At 58.2% G+C, this 20,445-nt stretch carries 17 protein-coding genes and 2 rRNA genes (1 of these 19 running past the window's edge); 9 read left to right on the top strand and 10 right to left on the bottom strand.

The annotated features are described in order from the left end of the window. Window positions 1-33 precede the first annotated feature (33 nt). The 3 genes from AC1D13_RS15260 to AC1D13_RS15250 all read right to left on the bottom strand — a co-directional run bounded on the left by AC1D13_RS15260 (window position 34) and on the right by AC1D13_RS15250 (window position 2,623). Window positions 34-816 (bottom strand): HlyC/CorC family transporter, encoded by a 783-nt coding sequence (locus AC1D13_RS15260; RefSeq protein WP_254806495.1) that lies wholly within the window; start codon window positions 814-816, stop codon window positions 34-36. 333 nt (window positions 817-1,149) lie between these two features. Further along, window positions 1,150-1,887: a GNAT family N-acetyltransferase gene (locus AC1D13_RS15255; RefSeq protein WP_457282811.1), complete on the bottom strand. Its 738-nt coding sequence runs from the start codon at window positions 1,885-1,887 to the stop codon at window positions 1,150-1,152. A gap of 262 nt (window positions 1,888-2,149) precedes the next feature. Beyond that, window positions 2,150-2,623, bottom strand: coding sequence for an Lrp/AsnC family transcriptional regulator (locus AC1D13_RS15250; protein ID WP_457282810.1), 474 nt, complete (start codon window positions 2,621-2,623; stop codon window positions 2,150-2,152). Between the two features lie 117 nt (window positions 2,624-2,740). On the opposite strand from AC1D13_RS15250, the gene hppD reads away from it, so the two are divergent. From hppD to AC1D13_RS15220, 6 genes are all read left to right on the top strand, one after another. Next, the gene (gene hppD, locus AC1D13_RS15245) at window positions 2,741-3,892 is read left to right on the top strand and encodes a 4-hydroxyphenylpyruvate dioxygenase (RefSeq protein ID WP_457282809.1); all 1,152 of its coding nucleotides are present in this window, start codon (window positions 2,741-2,743) and stop codon (window positions 3,890-3,892) included. A 34-nt stretch (window positions 3,893-3,926) separates the two neighbouring features. Then, entirely contained in the window at window positions 3,927-4,742 is an 816-nt protein-coding gene (locus AC1D13_RS15240; protein WP_457282808.1) for a transporter substrate-binding domain-containing protein, read from the top strand. Continuing rightward, window positions 4,730-5,644, top strand: coding sequence for a phenylalanine 4-monooxygenase (phhA, locus tag AC1D13_RS15235; protein ID WP_457282807.1), 915 nt, complete (start codon window positions 4,730-4,732; stop codon window positions 5,642-5,644). The genes AC1D13_RS15240 and phhA overlap by 13 nt, the downstream gene beginning before the upstream one ends. A 428-nt stretch (window positions 5,645-6,072) precedes the next feature. After that, window positions 6,073-7,842 carry a tetratricopeptide repeat protein gene (locus AC1D13_RS15230; protein WP_457282806.1) on the top strand — a complete coding sequence of 590 codons (1,770 nt, stop codon included), beginning with the start codon at window positions 6,073-6,075 and terminating at the stop codon, window positions 7,840-7,842. A 24-nt stretch (window positions 7,843-7,866) separates the two neighbouring features. Then, the gene (locus AC1D13_RS15225) at window positions 7,867-8,988 is read left to right on the top strand and encodes a phosphatase PAP2 family protein (protein ID WP_457282805.1); all 1,122 of its coding nucleotides are present in this window, start codon (window positions 7,867-7,869) and stop codon (window positions 8,986-8,988) included. A gap of 7 nt (window positions 8,989-8,995) precedes the next feature. Continuing rightward, window positions 8,996-10,966 carry a S8/S53 family peptidase gene (locus AC1D13_RS15220; RefSeq protein WP_457282804.1) on the top strand — a complete coding sequence of 657 codons (1,971 nt, stop codon included), beginning with the start codon at window positions 8,996-8,998 and terminating at the stop codon, window positions 10,964-10,966. A gap of 15 nt (window positions 10,967-10,981) precedes the next feature. Here AC1D13_RS15220 and AC1D13_RS15215 read toward each other — a convergent pair whose 3' ends face one another. The 5 genes from AC1D13_RS15215 to AC1D13_RS15195 all read right to left on the bottom strand — a co-directional run bounded on the left by AC1D13_RS15215 (window position 10,982) and on the right by AC1D13_RS15195 (window position 15,609). After that, window positions 10,982-11,644 (bottom strand): Crp/Fnr family transcriptional regulator, encoded by a 663-nt coding sequence (locus AC1D13_RS15215; RefSeq protein ID WP_457282803.1) that lies wholly within the window; start codon window positions 11,642-11,644, stop codon window positions 10,982-10,984. A gap of 45 nt (window positions 11,645-11,689) precedes the next feature. After that, a complete protein-coding gene (locus tag AC1D13_RS15210; RefSeq protein ID WP_457282802.1) occupies window positions 11,690-12,409 on the bottom strand; it encodes a helix-turn-helix transcriptional regulator in 720 nt (239 codons plus the stop codon). Window positions 12,410-12,517: 108 nt separating this feature from the next. Next, window positions 12,518-13,426, bottom strand: a complete 909-nt coding sequence (locus AC1D13_RS15205; protein ID WP_457282801.1) for an esterase/lipase family protein — start codon at window positions 13,424-13,426, stop codon at window positions 12,518-12,520. A 34-nt stretch (window positions 13,427-13,460) separates the two neighbouring features. Next, window positions 13,461-15,086: a GMC family oxidoreductase gene (locus AC1D13_RS15200; RefSeq protein WP_457282800.1), complete on the bottom strand. Its 1,626-nt coding sequence runs from the start codon at window positions 15,084-15,086 to the stop codon at window positions 13,461-13,463. A 16-nt stretch (window positions 15,087-15,102) separates the two neighbouring features. Continuing rightward, window positions 15,103-15,609, bottom strand: coding sequence for a hypothetical protein (locus AC1D13_RS15195; RefSeq protein WP_457282799.1), 507 nt, complete (start codon window positions 15,607-15,609; stop codon window positions 15,103-15,105). 67 nt (window positions 15,610-15,676) lie between these two features. On the opposite strand from AC1D13_RS15195, the gene AC1D13_RS15190 reads away from it, so the two are divergent. From AC1D13_RS15190 to AC1D13_RS15180, 3 genes are all read left to right on the top strand, one after another. Further along, window positions 15,677-16,417, top strand: a complete 741-nt coding sequence (locus AC1D13_RS15190; RefSeq protein WP_457282798.1) for a DUF8198 family protein — start codon at window positions 15,677-15,679, stop codon at window positions 16,415-16,417. Window positions 16,418-16,492: 75 nt separating this feature from the next. Further along, window positions 16,493-18,178 (top strand): AMP-binding protein, encoded by a 1,686-nt coding sequence (locus tag AC1D13_RS15185; protein ID WP_457282797.1) that lies wholly within the window; start codon window positions 16,493-16,495, stop codon window positions 18,176-18,178. Between the two features lie 26 nt (window positions 18,179-18,204). Beyond that, on the top strand, window positions 18,205-19,125 hold the full coding sequence (locus AC1D13_RS15180) for an MBL fold metallo-hydrolase (RefSeq protein WP_477689816.1): 921 nt from the start codon (window positions 18,205-18,207) through the stop codon (window positions 19,123-19,125). A gap of 226 nt (window positions 19,126-19,351) precedes the next feature. Here AC1D13_RS15180 and rrf read toward each other — a convergent pair. Beyond that, window positions 19,352-19,464 (bottom strand): 5S ribosomal RNA (gene rrf, locus AC1D13_RS15175). Between the two features lie 143 nt (window positions 19,465-19,607). Beyond that, window positions 19,608-20,445 (bottom strand): 23S ribosomal RNA (locus tag AC1D13_RS15170) (it continues 2,042 nt past the right edge of the window).

Here is a 20,445-nt window from a genome sequence, read left to right as displayed (position 1 = left end):
ATAGTCAGCCCGCCCTTTTTCTTGAATTCGTTGTCAGACGCCGGCGCTGACCGGCGACACCTTGAACCAGCGCACGGCCCCACCTTTGGTGTGCAGTACGGTGAACTGCAGGCCTGCCAGCGCGTAATGCTCGCCGCGCTTGGGAACATGGCCCATCTCATGCGCCACCAGCCCCCCGATCGTATCGAAGTCGGTTTCGGGCAGCGTCACACCAAAAGCTTCGTTGACACGCTCGATGGAGGTGTCGCCGCTGACGCGGTAGGTGTGGTCGCTGAGGCCGAAGATGTCGCCCTCGTCTTCGGCGATGTCGAATTCGTCCTCGATCTCGCCGACGATCTGCTCGAGCACGTCTTCAATGGTGATGAGACCTGCCACACGGCCGAATTCGTCAATGACGATGGCCAGGTGGTTGCGGTTGCCGCGGAATTCACGCAGCAGGTCGTTCAGCCCCTTGCTTTCCGGCACAAAGACGGCGGGCCGGAGCAGGGCCTTGATGTTGAGTTCGGGCGCGCGCTGCAGCTTGAGCAGATCCTTGGCCATCAGGATGCCGAGGATGTTTTCCTTTTCGCCTTCGTAGACGGGAAAGCGCGAGTGGGCGGTGTCGATCACCAGGTGCAGCAGTTCGTCGAACGGCGCGTCGATGTTGATCACGTCCATGCGCGGGGCTGCCACCATGACATCGCCCGCCGTCATGTCGGCCATGCGGATGACCCCCTCGAGCATCTCGCGGCTCTGGGCTCCGATGACGTCATTGTCCTGGGCTTCCACCAGGGTCTCGATCAACTCGTCCTTCGAGTCGGGGCCTGGGTGGAGCATTTCAGCGAGCTTCTGCAAAAAGCCGCGTTTGTCTTCTGGCCTGGAAGACCGACTGGGGGGAACGTCGGACACGTGATGGGCGGTCGGTAGTTGTGAAGGGGCTAAGGATAGCTGAAATCCTTGACGGTGCGCAGGCGTAATTTGCCGTCGCGTGCCGAAGCGGTTGGCTTTTTGTATTTCTTGTTTGGGTTTGTGTCCATTCAGGGCCACGCGGCAGCGGCGTGGATGATTTTTGGCGCACAACCAATGGGAATGAGCGCAAGCAGCTATCGAATTAATAGCAAGAAGCCGGTTGTTGCACCGGCCTCACGAGCCCCCCCCAAACCGAAGCCATCACATCGGCATGCGGTCCCGACCATCCCGCACGCCCTGCCGCACTTCCTGGACCATCGCCAGCAGGTCCCAGAACTGCTTGGCCTGAACCTTGAGGCGGTAGTCGGTCTGGGCGATCTGTTCTTCGACCATTTCGGTCATGCGCGAGTCCAGGTCGGCCGGCGGCAGCTTCAGGTAGGCCTCGCTTTCAGAGCCGTCGCGTTCGATCGTGGCGCCGGCCTTGCGTGCGATGTTGAGCATGGCGGTGTTTTCGCTCAGCGCGTGGATGAACATCATGTCGACACCGTTGTTGCGGGCGTGCATGACCGCGCGGTCAAACAGGCGCGAGCCGTAGCCGCGGCCACGCGCCTGGGCCAATACAGACACGCCGAACTCGGCGCAGCTCTTGAGGTTGGGGTCGGTGGTATGCGCCAGGTGGGCCATGGCGATCAGTTCCAGCTTGCGGTTGTAGATGCCGAAAATCTCGTCGCGCTCGAAGTTGAGCCCGTCTACATAGCGGTGAATCTGCTCATCGTTGGCCGAATAGCCAAAGCGCAGGTAACGGTCGTGGGGGCTCAGTGCCAGCAAATGGGTGGCGATGCGTTCCCCGTGGCTGGGGCCGATCGAGCGGATGGGAACCATGACGGGCTGGACGTGACGCGCTGGAGGTGCCGCGGAGGCGCGCTCTTCCACGGGAGGCCGGAAGAATTCCTTGCCTGCGTTATAGGATGCTCTTAAAAGGGTGCTGGGTGTAACCATGATCTCAATATAAGGGTTTTCCCTAGAATCAACAGTCTAGGGGCTTCTGAACCAGCGTCAATAGAGGGCCGCTTCAAAAAAACACCTTTATGTGGATTTTTCCCAATAAATACGGGCGCAGGCAGCTATTAAAAATATAGCAAACTGACACTTCCAGTCGCTCCGGCGCGTGGATTGTTGCGATGCAACAACACTTTATACGCGCATCCGGGCAAGTCACGCACATGGAAATGCCGGTTCCCCGGCTTCGCCCCGGTTCAGCTCACAAAGGAACGGCCGTCGTCGCCTTGACCCGGTCCAGCACAAAACTCGTTTTGCAATCCTGCACGCTGGGATGTTTGAGCAGGGTGTCCATGATGAAGCGGCTGTAATGCGCCATGTCCTGCACCAGCACGCGCAGCAGGTAGTCCATCTCACCAGTCAGCGCTGCGCACTCGGCCACTTCAGGCCAGGTCTGCACGCTGGCCCGGAACAGGTCCATGGGGTTGCGTTTGTGGCTTTCGGTGTGCTTTTCCAGCCGTACGTTGATGTAAGCCGTGAGCCCCAGCCCGACAGCTTCAGGTTTGACGAGCGCCACATAGCGGTCGATCACGCCGCTTTCTTCAAGCCGCTTCACGCGCCGCAAAACCGCACTGGGTGAAAGCCCCACCTGCTCGGCGAGCAGGTCGAAGGTAGCGCGACCATCGGCCTGCAGGCTGCGCAAAATTTGCCGATCAAGCTTGTCAAGTGCTTCCATTCGGATTATTTTGCAGCTTTACTGCGCCAATAGCAATGCAAACGCCCCATTTCGCAGTAAAACTGACCGCCAGCGCCGCTAAAGTTACTTTATACGCACACCTATCTGGAGACACGCATGAATGCACGCGACGACACCGCCCTGAACTTTGAACAGGGCGCGGCTTGGGACAACCCCATGGGCACCGACGGTTTTGAGTTCATTGAATATGCGGCACCCGACCCTGTCGCCATGGGGGCATTGTTCGAGCGCATGGGCTTCACGCCGATTGCCAAACACCGCCACAAGAATGTCACGCTGTACCGCCAGGGCGGCATCAACTTCATCCTGAATGCTGAGCCCGACTCGTTTGCCCAGCGCTTTGCGCGCCAGCACGGCCCCAGCGTCTGCGCCATCGCTTTTCGCGTGCAGGACGCCAAGGCCGCCTATGAACGCGCAATCTCACTGGGCGCTTGGGGGTATGCCCACACATCGGCGCCTGGTGAGCTGAACATTCCGGCCATCAAGGGTATTGGCGATTCGATCATCTACTTCATCGACAAATGGCGCGGCAAGAACGGCGCGCAACCCGGCGACATCGGCAACATCGGCTTTTACGACGTGGACTTTGAAGCCTTGCCCGGCGTGCAGGGTGACGCGCTGAACCCCGCCGGCCACGGCCTGACGTATATCGACCACCTGACGCACAACGTGCACCGCGGCCGCATGGACGAATGGGCCGGCTTTTACGAGCGGCTCTTCAATTTCCGCGAAATCCGCTACTTCGACATCGAAGGCCAGGTCACCGGCGTGAAGAGCAAGGCCATGACCAGTCCCTGCGGCAAGATCCGCATCCCGATCAACGAAGAGGGCAACGAAAAGGCCGGCCAGATCCAGGAGTACCTGGACCGCTATCAGGGCGAAGGCATCCAGCACATCGCCATGGGCAGCAACGACCTGTTCGCAACCGTGGATGCGCTGCGCACCAGCGGCGTGAAGCTGCTGGACACCATCGACACCTACTACGAACTGGTCGACAAGCGCATTCCCGGCCACGGTGAAAACGTGGCGGATTTGAAGAAGCGCAAGATCCTGGTGGACGGCAAGAAAGGCGCGCTGCTGCTGCAGATCTTCAGCGAAAACCAGCTCGGCCCGATCTTCTTCGAGTTCATCCAGCGCAAGGGCGACGACGGTTTCGGCGAAGGCAATTTCAAGGCGCTGTTTGAAAGCATCGAGCTGGACCAGATGCGCCGCGGGGTTTTGTCGGGCGCCAAGGCAAGCGCACAATAAAGTTTTTCCATCCCCCAACCTCACGGAGATTGCCATGTCACTTTGCCCGCAACTGCCCCATCGCCTGGCCGCATTGGGTGTCGCCACCGCCGCATTGTTTGCGGTGACGGGGGCATCTGCCCAGACGGCGGTCAGCGTGGTTCCGGCCTCCAGCCTGGACAGCGTGCAAAAAGCCGGCGTGCTGCGCATCTGCACGCCGGGCGACTACAAACCCTTCAGCTTCCAGAAGCCCGACGGCACGTTTGAAGGTATCGACGTGGACCTGATGGCTTCGCTCACGGCCAGCCTGGGCGTCAAGCCCGAGTGGGTCAAGACCAGCTGGTCCAATTTGATGCCCGACATGGTAGGCGGCAAATGCGACATGGCTGTTGGCGGCATCTCGGTGACTACCGAGCGGCAAAAGCGCGCCTTCTTCAGCACGCCCTACATGGTCAACGGCAAGACGCCAATTGCGCGCTGCGCCGACGTGGCCAGGTACCAAAGCGTGGCCGACATCGACAAGCCCACCACGCGGGTGATCTTCAATCCGGGCGGCAGCAATGAGCGTTTTGCCCGCGCCAACTTCAAGCAGGCGCAGATGCGGCTCAACCCCGAGAACTTGACGATCTTTGACGAAATCCTGGCCAACCGCGCCGATGTCTTCGTCACCGAATCGGCCGAGGCGATCACCCAGCAGAGGCTGAAGCCGGGCCTGTGCGCGATCAACCCCGACAAGCCGCTGCAGTACGGCGAAATGGCTTACCTGCTGCCACGCGGTGACGTGACGTTCAAGGCCTACGTGGACCAGTGGCTGCACCTGGCCAAAGCCAGCGGTGACTACCAGCGCGTGGAGAGCCAATGGCTGAAGTAGAGAGCAACACGGACAGCAACACGCCACCCCCGGCGGTCTACGGCCAGTCTGACCGCCCGCCGCGGGGCGACTACGCACGTGGCGGCCAGGTCAATGCGGACTACACCTGCCCGCAAAACTACGCGGCCTACACCGCAGAAGATCACGAGACTTACCGGCGCCTTTACGCGCGGCAGTCGGCATTGCTGCCTGGCCGGGCCTGCAGCGCCTTTATCAAGGCCCTGCCCAGCCTGGGCGCAAGTGATGCCATCCCGCGTTTTGAAGACGTGAACGAGCGGCTCTTCAAGGCCACCGGCTGGCAGCTGGTGGGCGTGCCGGGGCTGATCCCCGAGGTGCCGTTTTTCACGCTGCTGGCCAATCGCAAGTTTCCGGTGACGGACTGGATACGCACGCCGGCGGAGTTCGACTACATCGTCGAGCCTGACATCTTTCATGATTTGTTCGGCCACGTGCCGCTGCTGTTCGACCCGAGCTACGCCGACCACATCCAGGCCTACGGCAAGGGCGCGTTGAAAGCACATACGCTGGAGCATGGCGCGCAGCCGATTCCCGGCGCGGTCGAGATGCTGTCGCGCCTGTACTGGTACACCATCGAGTTTGGCCTGATGCGCGACAAAGAAGGCAACGATGAAGTCCGCGCATACGGCGCCGGCATTTTGAGCAGCCCCGGCGAACTGGCCTGGAGCGTGGAATCTGCAGAGCCCAGGCGCATTTCACTGCGGGACAATGCCGACCTGCTGCGCTGTATGTCGTCGACCTACAAGATCGACAGCTTCCAGCAGCAGTATTTTGTGATCGACAGTTTTGATGCGCTGCTACGGCTGACGGAGCCGGATTTCACGCCGTTTTACAAGACGCTGGCGCAACATGCAGCACAGCAAAAGGCCCTTAGCCCTGCTTGAGCTGGCACGGTACTATCCGCACCTCTCTCTGAGTAAGCCGCCTGACACAATCCCTGATCACCTGATCAAAAATGATCACTGGTGGTTTCCATGATGTGCGGCTACCGAGAAAATCAGACCTGACCGGCATGAGCGCGCAGCGGCAGCTTGCATCCTGTCGTGTCGCTGCGAGGCGTTTTCGCACGCGAAGGACCAACAATGCCGCGCCGCCTTGCGGCATCCGTCCTGCCGGCCCTTAATCGCACAACGCGAGGTTTATGTGAACTATTGATTGATGCTCACTCCTCTGAATGAGCGACAATTCAACACTGATACAACACTGCGAGGCAACAGAGGTGCCCGTAGCACATCAGGTGTTTATTACACGCACTTCCTCCTACAAAATGAGGAGGTAAAAAATTGTTACACCGCTTACGATGCACTCCCTGATGGAATTACCAGCACACATGAACCGAAGCACGAAGGTGCTGCTGGTTATGGATGTGGTGGAGTCCGTCAGAATCATGGAGCAGGATCAAGATGGTTTTGTGCGGCGGTGGCAAGAACTGGTACAGCAGATTGAGCAGCAGATTCTGCCGCTGCATGGCGGGCGCATCGTCAAAAGCCTGGGGGACGGTTTAATGCTGGAATTTGCCGGCGCCCAAGGGTCTGTCAAAGCAGCCTTCGCTATTCAGCACTTCTGCCAAGGGGCCAATGCGGCCTTCCGCCCAGAGCAACAGATGCATCTGCGCATGGGCGGCCATTTGGCGAGCTTTGTGACCGACCAGCATGACATTTACGGCACAGACGTGAATTTGACAGCGCGCGTCTGTACGTTGGCGGGTCCCGGTGAGATAGTCGTGACGTCCGATCTGCGTGATCAAGTCTCGTCCGTGCTGGACGCAGATGTTGAAGACTTGGGCGAATGCCACCTCAAACACGTCAAAGAGCCGATCAGGGCGTACCGGATCGGGCCGCCAGGCAATGCACCGGTAATATCATCTGGTACCGCAGTCCAGTTGAATTTGCGACCAACTATCGCGGTGATCCCCTTCGCGATGCGCAGCAGCGAACCGGGACATGAACTTCTTGGCGAGGCCTTGGCCGACGAAGTGATTGCCGCTTTGTCCCGCACCTCCGAACTTCATGTGATCTCGCGTCTTTCGACCACTGTGTTCCGGGAACGTCCGGAGGCAATGGAAGACATACGGACCCACTTGGGCGCTACGTATATCTTGTCTGGCACGTGCCGCAGCGCCGGAACACAGCTGGCGTTGTTCGTTGAATTGATCGAAGCAAAGACAGGCCACATTCTCTGGGCGGACAGTCTGAAGGGTCAAGTACACGGCTTATTTGCGGCAGACGATGAACTGATCGCACGACTGGTTTCTGCCATTAGCTCGTCAGTCATGTCTCAACAACTTGAGAAGGCACGAAGGCAATCTTTACCCAATCTTGAAGGATATACGCTGTTACTCGGTGCTGTCGCACTCATGCACAGAAACTCCCCCTCAGATTTCGAGCGAGCCCGGCAGATGCTGGAGCATCTGATTGACCGTAGCCGTCGGCATCCAATGCCGCACGCGTGGTTAGCCAAGTGGCATGTACTTCGCGTGCAACAGGGGTGGTCCACAGACTCTGCCAAAGAGGCTCAACTCGCGTTGGATTGCACCAAGCAGGCAATGGATAGTGAGCCGGATTGTGCTTTCGCCCTCACCGTAGAAGGATTCATATACACGAACCTTCTACGACAGCTAGACGCAGGCTCCCAACGCTACGAACAGGCGCTTGGCATCAATCCTAATGATTCGCTAGCGTGGCTGCTCAAAGGGACGATGCACGCGTTTAAAGGAGAAGGAGATATGGCCGTAGTGGGGACCGAAAGAGCCCTAAAGCTTTCACCGCTTGATCCACTTCGGTATTTTTACTTCTCCCTGGCGGCCACCGCCGCCAATTCAGCGGGTCAGTACGCCAAGGCTCTAGAGCTAATCACTCTATCGCTTCGAGCCAACCGCACGCATACGTCCAGCCTGCGAACCTTGGCAGTTGCCCAAGTGAACTTAGGGCAGCTTGACCAAGCAGAAAAGACCGTGGCCGAGCTGCTGAGATTAGAACCAGCTTTAACAGTGCGCAGCTATTTAGCACGCAGCCCAAGCAGTCAGTATGAGATAGGGAAAACTTGGTCCGCAGCCCTTCAAAAAGCTGGCCTGCCATATTAACAACACTACTTCAGGGAGTTTTTTATGAGTATTTTTAGTTTGCTTGGCGGTACCGGCGGCACAGGTGGTACTGGCGGAACCGGAGGCACAGGCGGCACAGGTGGTACTGGCGGGACCGGAGGTACGGGCGGGACCGGTGGTACGGGTGGCACGGGCTCCAACCCCCTGCTTTCGGACGCCCTCATCAGGAGTCGGGCAGCACTGGTCGGCCCATTCAAGGGTGCCGTATTCCCGATTGACCTTCCAGTGCCGCTGGACAAACCAGAGCGCCTCGTCCAGTGGGATGTGATGCCCAGATTGCAGGTTTGCGGCTTGGAACTGTTGTCGGGTTTGCACTTTCAGGTCAATCAGTCTGCAAAAGAAATCGCCGTCGAATTTGTAGACCTGACGAAAAAGCCGCTATCCAACATGAAGCTTGCCACCTTCGTCAGGCCCGACGTGGCAGTCTTCCGGCAACAACTTCAATTGGTTGAAAATTACGCCCAACTGCGGGAGGACAGAGGGGTGGAAATTCTGGCGCAAATGTCCAGCTTAACTCCCTTCTGGGGCTCAGTCGTAGGACTAACCGATCACCGGCACAAATGGACGATGGAGCTCGTGACGCTAATGCTTGCCTTGGCAATTGACGTAGAAATGCGCCTCAAGCATGCTTTCGCTTGTCCACGCCCTATTGAGCTTTCGCCACAAATACAACCCATGATTCCTACGCCTGGGCACGCTAGTTGGCCAAGCGGGCATGCGACTGAAGCCTTCCTAATTATCACGGTGTTACTCACGCTACTGCCGTCAGGCCACAAATACAAAGAACAATTGGAACGGCTCGCAGCCCGTATAGCGGTCAACCGAACAGTGGCAGGCGTTCACTATCCCGTAGACAGCGCCGCTGGCCGTTTGCTCGGAACTGCTCTCGCAGAATTTTTTATCGCACGTTGCCAAGGCGCCAAAAGTTCGGCTGTATGGGGCTTCGATGGACGGAAATTCCAGGGGAAAAAGGGCGAGCCCGTCGACTTTGACATGCGCGTCTCCATGACAGACAACCTCAGTGGCTACTATCGATACAAGACCACCAGGCAAGCGATACAAAAATCACCAATACTTGCTTTTATGTGGGCCAAAGCTGCAGCCGAATGGCTGCCTCTCAAATAGGTCGGCCATGAACTGGAGCAAATTGCCCAAGGGCGAATTTACCGGCATTGACTGGGCGTTGCCCAATGCCACCAATGGTTTTGACCCTTACCTGGTTTGGGCCGAAACCGATAGCTTTGCCGGCTATGGCGATACACAGCCCAAGTGGTTGCCCATTGCTATTGAGCTGACGCGGGGTACCACGGTGTCCCAGCTTATTGCCGCTGCCTCCCCCAAGTGGCTCCATGTGCCACCTGTGTATGTCGGCACGGTCGCGCCGGCTGGCCTGAGGTTTTGCACCGCGCGGGTCAGGCCTGCGTTTTTCAAGGCAATTCAGCCGGGTGGCAGCCTTCACCCGCTGGTCCTAAGGCTTGAGCTGGGGCTGCCTGCAGCTGAATACGCTGACGATTCGGCGGGGAGCTCGCACACCAATCCACCTCCACATTCGCGCGGCGCGGCGTACCAAGCTGAAGCCAGTGCTGAGCGCCTGCTTTCGGGCAAGGTGTTCGGACTGATTGACGATAGCCTGGCATTGGCTCAGGCGAATTTTCTCCATCAGGGCAAGGCCCGTACCCGCTACTTCTGGCGGCAAGACGCACGGGGCAAAGGCCGCACACCCACCGGGTTGGGCTATGGGCACGAACTAACCGCCGCCGACATCAATGCAGCCATGCAGGCCAATGTCTATAACGGCTTGGTGGATGAAAGCGCGGTGTATGTCGCACTGGGGCTTTCTACCCTGGGCCAGAAACAGCCCAAGACCGAGCGCTTTTTTCACGCGCTGGACACGTCGATCAGTCACGGCTCACATGTCATGGATCTGGCAGTGGGGCCGCGCAAGCTGCTGGCCCAGGTGGCCAACTTGCCGCCTGCGTATGACGCGCCGCCTAGCTGGGCGCTGGCCAACGACGATGCCAGCCGCGCGCCGCTGGTTGCAGTGCAACTCGACTACGACACCGTGCAAGACACCTCGGGCGGCTCAATGAATGTGCATGTGCTGGACGGGTTTATGTACATCCTCTCTCGCTGCACCCCCACGGCCAAGGTGACGGTGAACGTGAGTTTTGGCACGCTGGCCGGGCCGCATGACGGCACGTCGCTGCTTGAGGCAGCCATGGACCAGCTGATCACCCTCCTTCATGGCCGCCTGCAGATTGTTCTGGCTGCTGGCAATAGCTACCAACTGCGCATGCATGCCAATACAACGCTGGCGAAAAACAAGTCCGCCACGCTGCATTGGTGCGCACTGCCCGACGATACAACGCAAAGCTTTGTGGAGCTCTGGATTGAAGAGAACCGCGAAGGCCTGGAGATTGAAATTACGCCGCCAGGGCAAGCTGCCTTGCCGGCATTGAAGTTTGGCCAGTCCCGAATGTGGGCCAACAGCGACAAGCAGCCCCTTTGCGCGCTGATTTATCCAAAGACGGTGGCCACTGGCCGGCGTGGCACCTGCGCCCTGCTGGCGGTGTCACCCACCTTCAGCTTCGAGAAGAAAGACGTCACCGCGCCCAGCGGAGTATGGCAAATCAAGCTGACGAACACCGCCACAAAATCGGTCACGGTGGATGCCTACGTGGAGCGAGACGATGTGGTCATCGGCACCCATACCGGAGCGCGCCAATCGTACTTTGAGGACGAGTGGTACGACACCAGCGGCAACCCCGGATCCTTTGTCGATCACCCCAACAATCCAAGCCTGATCCGGCGCAGCGGCAGCTTCAACAGCATTGCCACGGGCAGTAAAACTGTGTCGGTCGGCGGCACACGTATCACGGGGTCGAAGTGGGCGCACTATTCCCCGCAAAAACCAGACCCCGATGCTGCGCGGCCGCAGCGACCCGGCGTCGTCAAAATCCCGGATGCAGCCGCCTCCAGCGACGAAAACCCGGCCATGGTGGGCGTCAGCGCCGCAGGGACGCGTAGCAGTGCCGTGGTGCGCTTGCAGGGTACGAGCGATGCGTCGCCGCAAGAGGCTCGCAGGATTTTTAACGAACTCTAGGCTCTCGGCAAGGACTCACCAACGGCTCGGCAGCTTTTTGAGCAGCGTGATGCGTTTGGTGCCCATTTCGATGTAACCGCCTTTTTCCAGGTCCTTTAAAAGGCGGCTGACCATTTCGCGGGAGGCGCCGACGCGGCTGGCAATCTCCTGATGGGTGATTGATTCAAGAGTGACAGCCTCATTGGTAGGGTCGCGCTCCACCGCATCGCTATGTCCTTCAAGCACGGCAATCAGCCGTCCGTACACATCGAGCAGCGCCATGTTGCGCGCCGCTTCTGTAGCAGCACGCGCCCTGCGAATCACCTGAACCACGAGATTGATGGCAAATCCTGGCTCATCACCCAAGTGTTCGCTCACATCGGTACGACTGAGCACCGCACAGGTGCAAGGCTCAAGGGTAATAACTGAAGCCGAACGGGGTCCGCCGTCCAGCGACATTTCCCCAAAATAGTCGCCCGAATGAATCCTGCCGTAGGTGATTTCCCGGCCGCTTTCGTCCATGGCGAACACCTTGACACTGCCCTTGAGCAGAACAAACAGGTTGTCGCCGATTTCCCCTTCGTTGATGACAACGGCTTTTTTGGGGTAAGTTCGCACCACGCCTCGCAGGGCGAGCGTGCGCAATTCGGGAATCAAATGGGCATACAGCCCCTCATCGGAAGGTGGTGGTGAACTCATGATCACCCGTAATCTAGCACGTCGCCGGGACGTACGGGGCATCTATCAGTGGATTTGTCCGAGTGGCAGGGGGGCAATAGGCGGCAAGATCGCCACGCGATTGACCAGTTCACGAACGCCGCTGGATGCGGTCTTGGCGCAAAGGCTGCGCACATGGCTGCGCACAGTGGAAACCGCAACTTTCATCTGGAGGGCGATTTCCGGCGTGCTCAAGCAGCGGCACAGGAAAACCAGCACCTGCTCCTCCGTATGCGTGAGACCGTGACTGCGGGCAAAGGAGCCAAAAACACCCGACTCGCTCACGCCCACTCGAGACAAAAAGAGGGCAATGCGCTCACAGGGACTGCCCGCATTGCGATGCAGTGGCACCACAGCCAGGGTAAAGTCCACGCCGTCGGCCACCAGCCTGATCAGGCTGCGTTTTCCGGCAACTGCTTTGCCCATGGCAATCTGGAAGGCCTTGGCATCTGCCTGCATGAGGACCTTCAACTCTCCCCTGTCCACCCCCAAAACAACAGAGCGCTCAAGTTCGCGCCGCGCGATTTGATTCGCGTGCAAAATCCGCCCTTGGGCGCTGACAACGAACACCCCGTGCGCCAGCTCATCAACCAGCAGGGCCAGCAGCGCAGGCGTGGAATCAGACTCGGGTTCCAGCAGGGGCGGCAGCGGTCGGACAGCCTCCAACAGGCTGGTATTGGGCATTGCATAGAGTGTCAAGGGCTTGCTCCATCCTACAAATAGATGAGCATAAAAAGCCCAGCTCAATGTAGATAGTGAATATGCCGGGTCTTTTTTGTGAGAAATTCACATCGATAACGCCGGTTGCGGACTGGGAAGGCTTAAGGGCTGACGGCAAGCGTCGATTACGCCGGTTCAAGCCGGATCACTGTCCAGCATGGCCAGGGTAGCGTTCATGACGCCCGGCAAAAATGCCATCTGCACATGGGCCGCGCCGCGAACCAGGCGATTGTCGGCGCCAGGCAAGGTGGCCGTGGAGGTCGGAAACACGATGTTGTCGCAGTTGGAGTACCAGCAGGTAAACAGCGTATGCCGATGGGCGGGCATCTCATGGTCCAGCTGGGCCTGCCAGTCGGACAGGAGGCGCATCTGGCGCCCATTGTGGCCATGCCCGAACCGGGCCAGCCAGGTTCCGCGGTGCGGTGTGCCGATGGTGACGACATGATGTACCCGGGCTTCGGCCTTCATACGCTTGAGCCAGGCCCTGGCGGCCAACCCACCCATGCTGTGGCATACCAGCAAGGGGGCAAGGCCTGTGGCTTGGGTGACCCGCACCACTGCGTCGTCAATTTGGGGGGCGTAGCCGTCTATGGAGCCGAACAGGGGTTCGAGATTGACAGCGACAAAGGCGCGTCCACTGCCTCGAACCCGCTTGAGCCAGGGGGTCCACAGGCCACGATTGCAGAAGAACCCATGCACAAACACCACGCCGCGGCGACCTCGGGCTGTCTCGGCCGGCAGGACCCTGTCCGGGACCGCATTGGAACGAAAGGGCTGGCGCCAGCAGAACACGCGGGGAGCCGTCAATGTCTCACCCAGCCATGCGCGCAGAAGTTCTGTCCAGGTGGGCTGGGGCGCCGGATCTGCCTTGTTGATGTACCGAAGGAGTAAAAACTCAAGCGCGAGGAAACCGGTGTACCCCAGTGCAATCAGCAGGAAGCCGGTGACGGCCAGCGCGGGAGAGCTGCTGCGGAACCAGAACAGCCAGCCGAAAGCCGCGGCGACCAAGGTCAGGGTGATGAATCTTTGCAGTTGAGCCAGCATGAATGGGTCGGCGCGAGATCAAACCCGCAGTATCTCAGGCCAGTGTGACATCCTTGCCCGACAGTTTTTTGGCGAGGCCTTGCGCCAGGCGATTCACGGCGCCGTAGATGGACAGTTGCGGGTTGGCGCCAATGCTGGTGGGGAAAAGCGACCCATCGTGAATCGAAAGATTTTCGAGTTGCCAGTGCACACCGTCGGGCCGGGTAACGCCCTGTCGTTCAGCGCCCGCAAGACTGCAGCCGCCCATGACATGGGCGCTCACAACCCGCGTGAGCATCGGCTTCATGGGCAAGGCACTGACCGCAGTTCGCGCCTCAGCCCAAGAGGTATAAGGCCTGGCCATTTCGTGCAGCGGCAAAACCTGTTTGGCACCCGCTGCAAACTGGATTTCCATCATCGACAGCAGAGCCCTGCGCCCGCCCTCCATGACGTAGTCCGTCAGCGGATAGTCCAGCACGGCGGAGTTGTCGCTGCGCAGCTTCACCTGGCCGCCTGGCGACTCGTCATGAAAGCCGTCACGGAGCAAGGCCAGCAGCGTGTGGTTGTAGGGAAAAGACTTGAGCAGGTCGTGCTGACCCTGGCCGAAGCCAGGGACGGTCGACGCAAAGATGATCGGGTGCAGGGGCGGCGCTTCCAGCTTGTAGCCAATCGGCCCGTCAATCGCCTGGGTTTCCAGGAAATGATCGGAGTAAATGGTTTGCGGCGCACCGTTCCAGGCCTCCACCTTCTGGTCAAACACACTGGACGACATCACGACCGGGTGCAGGAATGTCCGGGCACCCAGCACACTATGCGGATCAGGCGCTCCAGAGCGCAACAGGACAGCCGGCGAGTTGATGGCACCGCCAGCCAGCACATAGTGTTTTGCTCTTATTTTGATAGCTGATTGCGCAAGTTCTGATTGGGCTGAAGCCCCATTTGGCCCTACACCCCGGCATATCAGCGCGGTGACCCGGCCATTGGCCAGCTCAAGGCTTTCTGCGCGGGTTTCAGTGAGCAGTTGCGCTCCACGGTCGAGCGCGGCAGGAATGGTGGTGACCAGCATGGACTGCTTGGCATTGGTGGGGCAACCCAACCCGCACGAGCCCAGGTTCCAGCAACCCTTGACGTTGCGGGAGATGGCCGAAGCGGGAATGCCCAGTTTGGCGGCGCCTCTGCGCAACAGGTCGTTGTTCTCATTCGGCGGGACCAGCCAGGGGGTGATGTTCAGCCGCTGCTCGGCCTGCGCAAAATACGGTGCAAGCGCTCCCACGGTGTAGCCACCCAGGCCAAACCTGTCCTGCCAGAATTGAAGCGTGGAAGCGGGTGTACGGAAAGAGCTGGTCCAGTTCACCGTGGTGGAGCCACCCACGCAGCGCCCCTGCAGGATGTTGATGGCTTTGTCTGCTGTTTTGCGGGCGGCGCTTTCCTGGTAGAGCGAAGGATAGGCCTCTGACTCTTTCTGGTTGAAATCCGAGCTGCTTCTAAGCGGGCCTTCTTCAATGATCACCACCTGCAAGCCGGCCTTGGCCAGCAGCTCGGCCGTGACTCCGGCGCCTGCGCCGCTGCCTATGATGGCGACGTCACAGGTGATTTTTTCAGGCACCGGGCCGAGCGCGCCACCCATGACTTTCCAGCCGCGCGCAATGCCTTCGCGGATCGGGTCTTTCAATTGACTCATGCTGCTTTCGGTGTCTTCAGATTTTGACGGGGCCGGGATAGCCCAACATCGCCCAGCTGGACGGTTCGGAAAAATACGCGCCGGCCGTGATGTCGTGTAGGGCGGCATAAGCCTGCTGGCGCAGCGCGAGGCTTGACAGACGCATATCCTGAAGCGCCTGCTGGATCTCCGCAACAGAGGCTTCGGGCCAAGGCCGGCTCAAGCGGGCCAGCGCGTGCCGACCGGCAGCACTAGCCAGCAACGCCAGCAGTTGTGACAACTCGCCTTGCGCATGAGGCGGAAGGGATTGCACCAGGATATCGACCCGGCTGAGCAAGCCTTGCAGCGCAATCTCGCGCGGGCCGGCGTCTGCGGGCAAAGTGGTATCCAGAACAGCGCGGCCTACAGCGGAAAAGACTTCACGTCCCGAGTGAGTCAAGACCCCACTGGTCAGGCCAGGCTGCAGCAAAGCAGCAGCGCCGCCAGCGACAACCAGCACGGCCGCTGACGCGGCACCGAGCTTGAGAAGCGTTCTTCTTTGCATCCGGGAAGTTTCTCATGCGCATTTAGGTTTCTATAGGGGGCCGTACCTAGATAAACTCCGGGTTTGTATGGACGCATCCGCACAACAAATTCATCACGCACTGCAAACCGTTGCGCAGCTTCGGCAGCAGCACGCGGCAGACCCACCGCTGGCCAGGGCGAGCGCGGAGGTCAAGCGGTTTCAGGCGCGCCGTTTTCAGGCCACTTACTCGGACCTGCTGCACAGCCCGCGCTATAAAACTGCCGCCACCTTCTTCCTGCAGGAGCTGTACAGCGACAAAGACTACGCCGAACGCGACCAGCAGTTTGCGCGTATCGCAAGCACCATCGCCAAACTCTTCCCGCAACCTGTTGTCAGCACGGCTGCCGCGCTGGCGGAAGTGCACGCGTTGACGGAAAAACTCGACGACCTGATGGCGCGGGAATGGCTGGCGGACTCTGCAGCCATCCCGGAAAGCAGCGATTGCGGGAGATACATCCGGTGCTGGCGACGGGTCGGGGATGTAGCCGCACGCACCCGGCAACTTGAAGTTGTCCTGCACCTTGGGGACGAACTCAACCGCCTGACGCGGACATTCGGCCTTCGCACGCTGCTCAAGATGATGAGAGGGCCGGCTGCCGCGGCGGGGTTGAACTCCCTGCAGCACTTTCTGGAAACCGGCTTTGACGCCTTTGCCAACATGCGTGGAGCCGACGAGTTCCTGCGCTTGATCAAGGACCGCGAGACGGCCTGGATTCATACCCTGTTCACTGACGAAGCTGTCACCTGCGAGACCAGATTGGGCCATTTGCTGGCCGCGGGGCCGTAATGTCACGTCGGCATTAGGACAAGCCCCATACGGATTCCACAGCACGGCTTTCACAATGGGCCGCAAGGAGTGTGTATGAACAAGCATTGGCTCAACAGTTATCCCGCAGGCGTTTCACACGAGATCGACACCGAGCAGTTCCGCTCGTTGAATCATCTGCTGGAAGACTCGTTCAAGAAAAACGCGGCCAAACCTTTTTCGGTTTGCATGGATCGCTGGATGACGTACGGACAGCTCGATGAACTGTCGTCGGCTTTAGGCGCCTGGCTGCAAAGCCTGGGTCTTGAGAGCGGGGCGCGGGTTGCGATTATGCTGCCAAATGTTCCGCAGTTTGCAGTCACCATGGCGGCCATCCTGCGGGCAGGCTATACCTGCGTCAACGTCAATCCGCTGTACACCGCCCGTGAACTGGAGCACCAGTTATGCGACTCCGGGGCCACTACCATCGTCATTCTGGAGAACTTCGCTGCGACACTGGCCGAAGTGATTGAGCGCACACCAGTGAAGAACGTCGTCATGGCGTCCATGGGTGATTTGCTGGGCTTCTGGTATGGCCAATGGATCACCTTCGCAGTCCGCCACCTGGCCAAGCTGGTGCCCGCCTACAAATTGCCGCTTGCAAACGGGCGCATCGTGACAGCCTTCAATCGCACGATCGCAGAAGGTAGCCGCCTGCCCCTCAGGCCTGCGCAGACCACACTGGATTCAATCGCCTTTTTGCAATACACCGGCGGGACAACCGGATTGTCAAAAGGCGCCGTGCTCACGCATCGCAATATCGTTGCGGCCATTCTGCAGGCCGAAGAATGGTTCACGCCGGCTCTAGAGCGGATAGGCGATGTCAGCAAGACAAACAATATCGCAGCGTTGCCGCTGTATCACATCTTCGCGTTGACGCTATGCCTGCTTTCGATTCGTTGGGGAGCTCATCTAACACTCATTCCGAATCCGCGTGACTTCGGTAAATTCATCGAGGTGCTCAAGAAGCGTCCGTTTCACATGTTGCCGGCCGTCAACACGCTTTTTAATGCGCTGCTTCAGCACCCTCAGTTCAAGACGGTAGATTTCTCGGCCCTTTGTGTTTCGCAGGCGGGTGGCATGGCCGCGTCCGAAGGTACGGCGAAACACTGGTTGCAGGTCACAGGTTGCCCCATGATTGAAGGCTGGGGCATGAGCGAGACTTGCGCCATCGGCACCAACAATCCGGTGATGAACAAGGAGTTCACCGGCACCATCGGCCTGCCGTTGCCCAGCATCGAAATCGCCATCAAGGATGACGATGGCCTATCGCTCGCACTTGGCGAATCCGGCGAGATCTGTATCAAAGGTCCGCAAGTCATGACGGGCTATTACCAGCAGCCTGAAGAGAACAAAAAGGCGTTCACCTCCGATGGCTTCATGCGCACCGGTGATATTGGCATCATGGACGAGCGCGGCTACACCAAAATCATCGATCGCAAGAAGGACATGATCATCGTTTCGGGATTCAATGTGTTCCCCAATGAACTTGAGAACGTCATTTCCCTGTGCCCAGGCGTTGTTGAGTGCGCAGCCATTGGCATTGCCGACGAAAAACAGGGCGAAGCTATCAAGGTTTTTGTGGTGAAAAATGACCCTACACTGACCGAAGACGATGTGAGCGCCTATTGCAAACAGCACCTTACCGGATACAAACGACCCAAATATATTGAATTTCGCGATGACTTGCCCAAAACCAACGTTGGAAAAATCCTCAGGCGTGAACTGCGAACGGCGACCTGAAGCGCTGCAGGGCTCGGTAGCTTCTGATGGCCGAGCCTGATTTACCCCCGGGAATGCAGGTTTTTGAGCGCGGCTGGCTCTCTGCAAACAATATTCTTTTCACCGACGGTGAAAAAACCTTGCTGGTTGATAGTGGTTATTGCACGCACGCGCCGCAAACGCGGTCGTTGATTGAGTCCGTCCTTGGGTCCCGCCCTCTCGATATTCTCGTCAACACGCACCTGCACAGCGATCACTGTGGCGGCAATGCTGCTTTGCAGGCGCGTTATCCCGATCTGCATACCCTTATTCCTCCTGGCCATGCGCAACAAGTAGCCGACTGGGATCCCGTGGCGCTGACTTATTTTCCGACCGGTCAGCTGTGCCCACGGTTCACCTTCACTGATGCGATGAAGCCGGGAGGTTCCATGCAGTTCGGGTCCGAGATGTGGCAGATTCATGCGGCGCCTGGGCATGACCCGCATTCGCTGATTTTTTTCCACCCCAATAGTCGTGTACTTATTTCAGCCGATGCTTTGTGGGAAAACGGCTTCGGTGTGGTGTTTCCCGAGCTGGAAGGTGCCAATGCATTCACGGAGGTCGCCGCGACTTTGGACGTAATTGAGCAGTTGAAGCCCAAGACCGTCGTTCCCGGGCACGGCCGTGTCTTTGCATACACACCAGAGGTGCTAGCGCTAGCACGTCAGCGGCTGAATTCATTTGTCAACAATCCGCCCAGACATGCGCACCATGCTGCCAAGGTTCTGCTGAAGTTCAAATTGCTCGAAATTCAACGCCAGAATTTCAACGACTTCGCAAAATGGGCCCTGGAAACGCCTTATTTCATGCAAATCAAAGCCAAATTTTTCGCGGACATCCCTGCCCGCGCGTGGATTGAGCAATTAAGCAACGAACTGGTGACTGCCGGCGTGGCCAACAGAGACGGTATGCATATCGTGAATGCCTGAATCACTGCGGGCCAGCGAGTTTTGACATTCATTTTTATCGCTGCTGTGTCGATGGCCTCTTGGCGAGCACCTAGACGCCTGCTTTAAGCACTTTGCACAAATACAAAAACAAAAGCCCGCATGAATTCATGCGGGCTTTTTAAACTCTGTGGCCTGCTCAATACCAAGCGCACAAAAGAAAACGCCCGGTTGATCAAAAATCAACCGGGCATTCCTTGCTGTAAGAGCCTGACGATGTCCTACTTTCACACGGGAATCCGCACTATCATCGGCGCTAAGTCGTTTCACTGTCCTGTTCGGGATGGGAAGGAGTGGTACCAACTTGCTATGGTCATCAGGCATAACTTGTTGACAGATTGTCCAAAGAACAATCCATCGAATTCATAGAGCAAATCAGCTTGTATTTAGATTCGCACAGCTGCTGAGCTGTGCTTTTTGAATGCGTCAACTTGGCATAACAACTTCGAATTAATCAAAGTTATAGGGTCAAGCCGCACGAGCAATTAGTATCAGTTAGCTTAACGCATTACTGCGCTTCCACACCTGACCTATCAACGTCCTGGTCTTGAACGACTCTTTAGGGGGCTCAAGGCCCCGGCAGATCTAATCTTGAAACGAGTTTCCCGCTTAGATGCTTTCAGCGGTTATCTCTTCCGAACTTAGCTACTCGGCAATGCCACTGGCGTGACAACCGATACACCAGAGGTTCGTCCACTCCGGTCCTCTCGTACTAGGAGCAGGCTTCCTCAAATCTGCAGCGCCCACGGAAGATAGGGACCAAACTGTCTCACGACGTTTTAAACCCAGCTCACGTACCTCTTTAAATGGCGAACAGCCATACCCTTGGGACCGGCTACAGCCCCAGGATGAGATGAGCCGACATCGAGGTGCCAAACACCGCCGTCGATATGAACTCTTGGGCGGTATCAGCCTGTTATCCCCAGAGTACCTTTTATCCGTTGAGCGATGGCCCTTCCATACAGAACCACCGGATCACTATGTCCTGCTTTCGCATCTGCTCGACTTGTCAGTCTCGCAGTTAAGCACGCTTATGCCATTGCACTATTATCACGATGTCCGACCGTAACTAGCGTACCTTCGAACTCCTCCGTTACACTTTGGGAGGAGACCGCCCCAGTCAAACTGCCTACCATGCACTGTCCCCGATCCAGATAATGGACCTAGGTTAGAACCTCAAACACACCAGGGTGGTATTTCAACGTTGGCTCCATGCGATCTAGCGACCACACTTCAAAGCCTCCCACCTATCCTACACAGATCTGTTCAAAGTCCAATACAAAGCTACAGTAAAGGTTCATG

The sequence above is a fragment of the Polaromonas sp. P1_E12 genome (assembly GCF_056405975.1).
This window is presented reverse-complemented; position numbering and strand designations above follow the sequence as displayed.

Coding starts and splice junctions, on each gene's coding strand:
- AC1D13_RS15250 (WP_457282810.1), bottom strand. CDS start 2,623: ATGGAAGCACTTGACAAGCTTGATCGGCAAATTTTGCGCAGCCTGCAG.
- AC1D13_RS15190 (WP_457282798.1), top strand. CDS start 15,677: ATGGACGCATCCGCACAACAAATTCATCACGCACTGCAAACCGTTGCG.
- hppD (WP_457282809.1), top strand. CDS start 2,741: ATGAATGCACGCGACGACACCGCCCTGAACTTTGAACAGGGCGCGGCT.
- AC1D13_RS15185 (WP_457282797.1), top strand. CDS start 16,493: ATGAACAAGCATTGGCTCAACAGTTATCCCGCAGGCGTTTCACACGAG.
- AC1D13_RS15215 (WP_457282803.1), bottom strand. CDS start 11,644: ATGAGTTCACCACCACCTTCCGATGAGGGGCTGTATGCCCATTTGATT.
- AC1D13_RS15260 (WP_254806495.1), bottom strand. CDS start 816: ATGCTCCACCCAGGCCCCGACTCGAAGGACGAGTTGATCGAGACCCTG.
- AC1D13_RS15220 (WP_457282804.1), top strand. CDS start 8,996: ATGAACTGGAGCAAATTGCCCAAGGGCGAATTTACCGGCATTGACTGG.
- AC1D13_RS15180 (WP_477689816.1), top strand. CDS start 18,205: ATGGCCGAGCCTGATTTACCCCCGGGAATGCAGGTTTTTGAGCGCGGC.
- AC1D13_RS15205 (WP_457282801.1), bottom strand. CDS start 13,426: ATGCTGGCTCAACTGCAAAGATTCATCACCCTGACCTTGGTCGCCGCG.
- AC1D13_RS15255 (WP_457282811.1), bottom strand. CDS start 1,887: ATGGTTACACCCAGCACCCTTTTAAGAGCATCCTATAACGCAGGCAAG.
- AC1D13_RS15230 (WP_457282806.1), top strand. CDS start 6,073: ATGGAATTACCAGCACACATGAACCGAAGCACGAAGGTGCTGCTGGTT.
- phhA (WP_457282807.1), top strand. CDS start 4,730: ATGGCTGAAGTAGAGAGCAACACGGACAGCAACACGCCACCCCCGGCG.
- AC1D13_RS15195 (WP_457282799.1), bottom strand. CDS start 15,609: ATGCAAAGAAGAACGCTTCTCAAGCTCGGTGCCGCGTCAGCGGCCGTG.
- AC1D13_RS15225 (WP_457282805.1), top strand. CDS start 7,867: ATGAGTATTTTTAGTTTGCTTGGCGGTACCGGCGGCACAGGTGGTACT.
- AC1D13_RS15240 (WP_457282808.1), top strand. CDS start 3,927: ATGTCACTTTGCCCGCAACTGCCCCATCGCCTGGCCGCATTGGGTGTC.
- AC1D13_RS15200 (WP_457282800.1), bottom strand. CDS start 15,086: ATGAGTCAATTGAAAGACCCGATCCGCGAAGGCATTGCGCGCGGCTGG.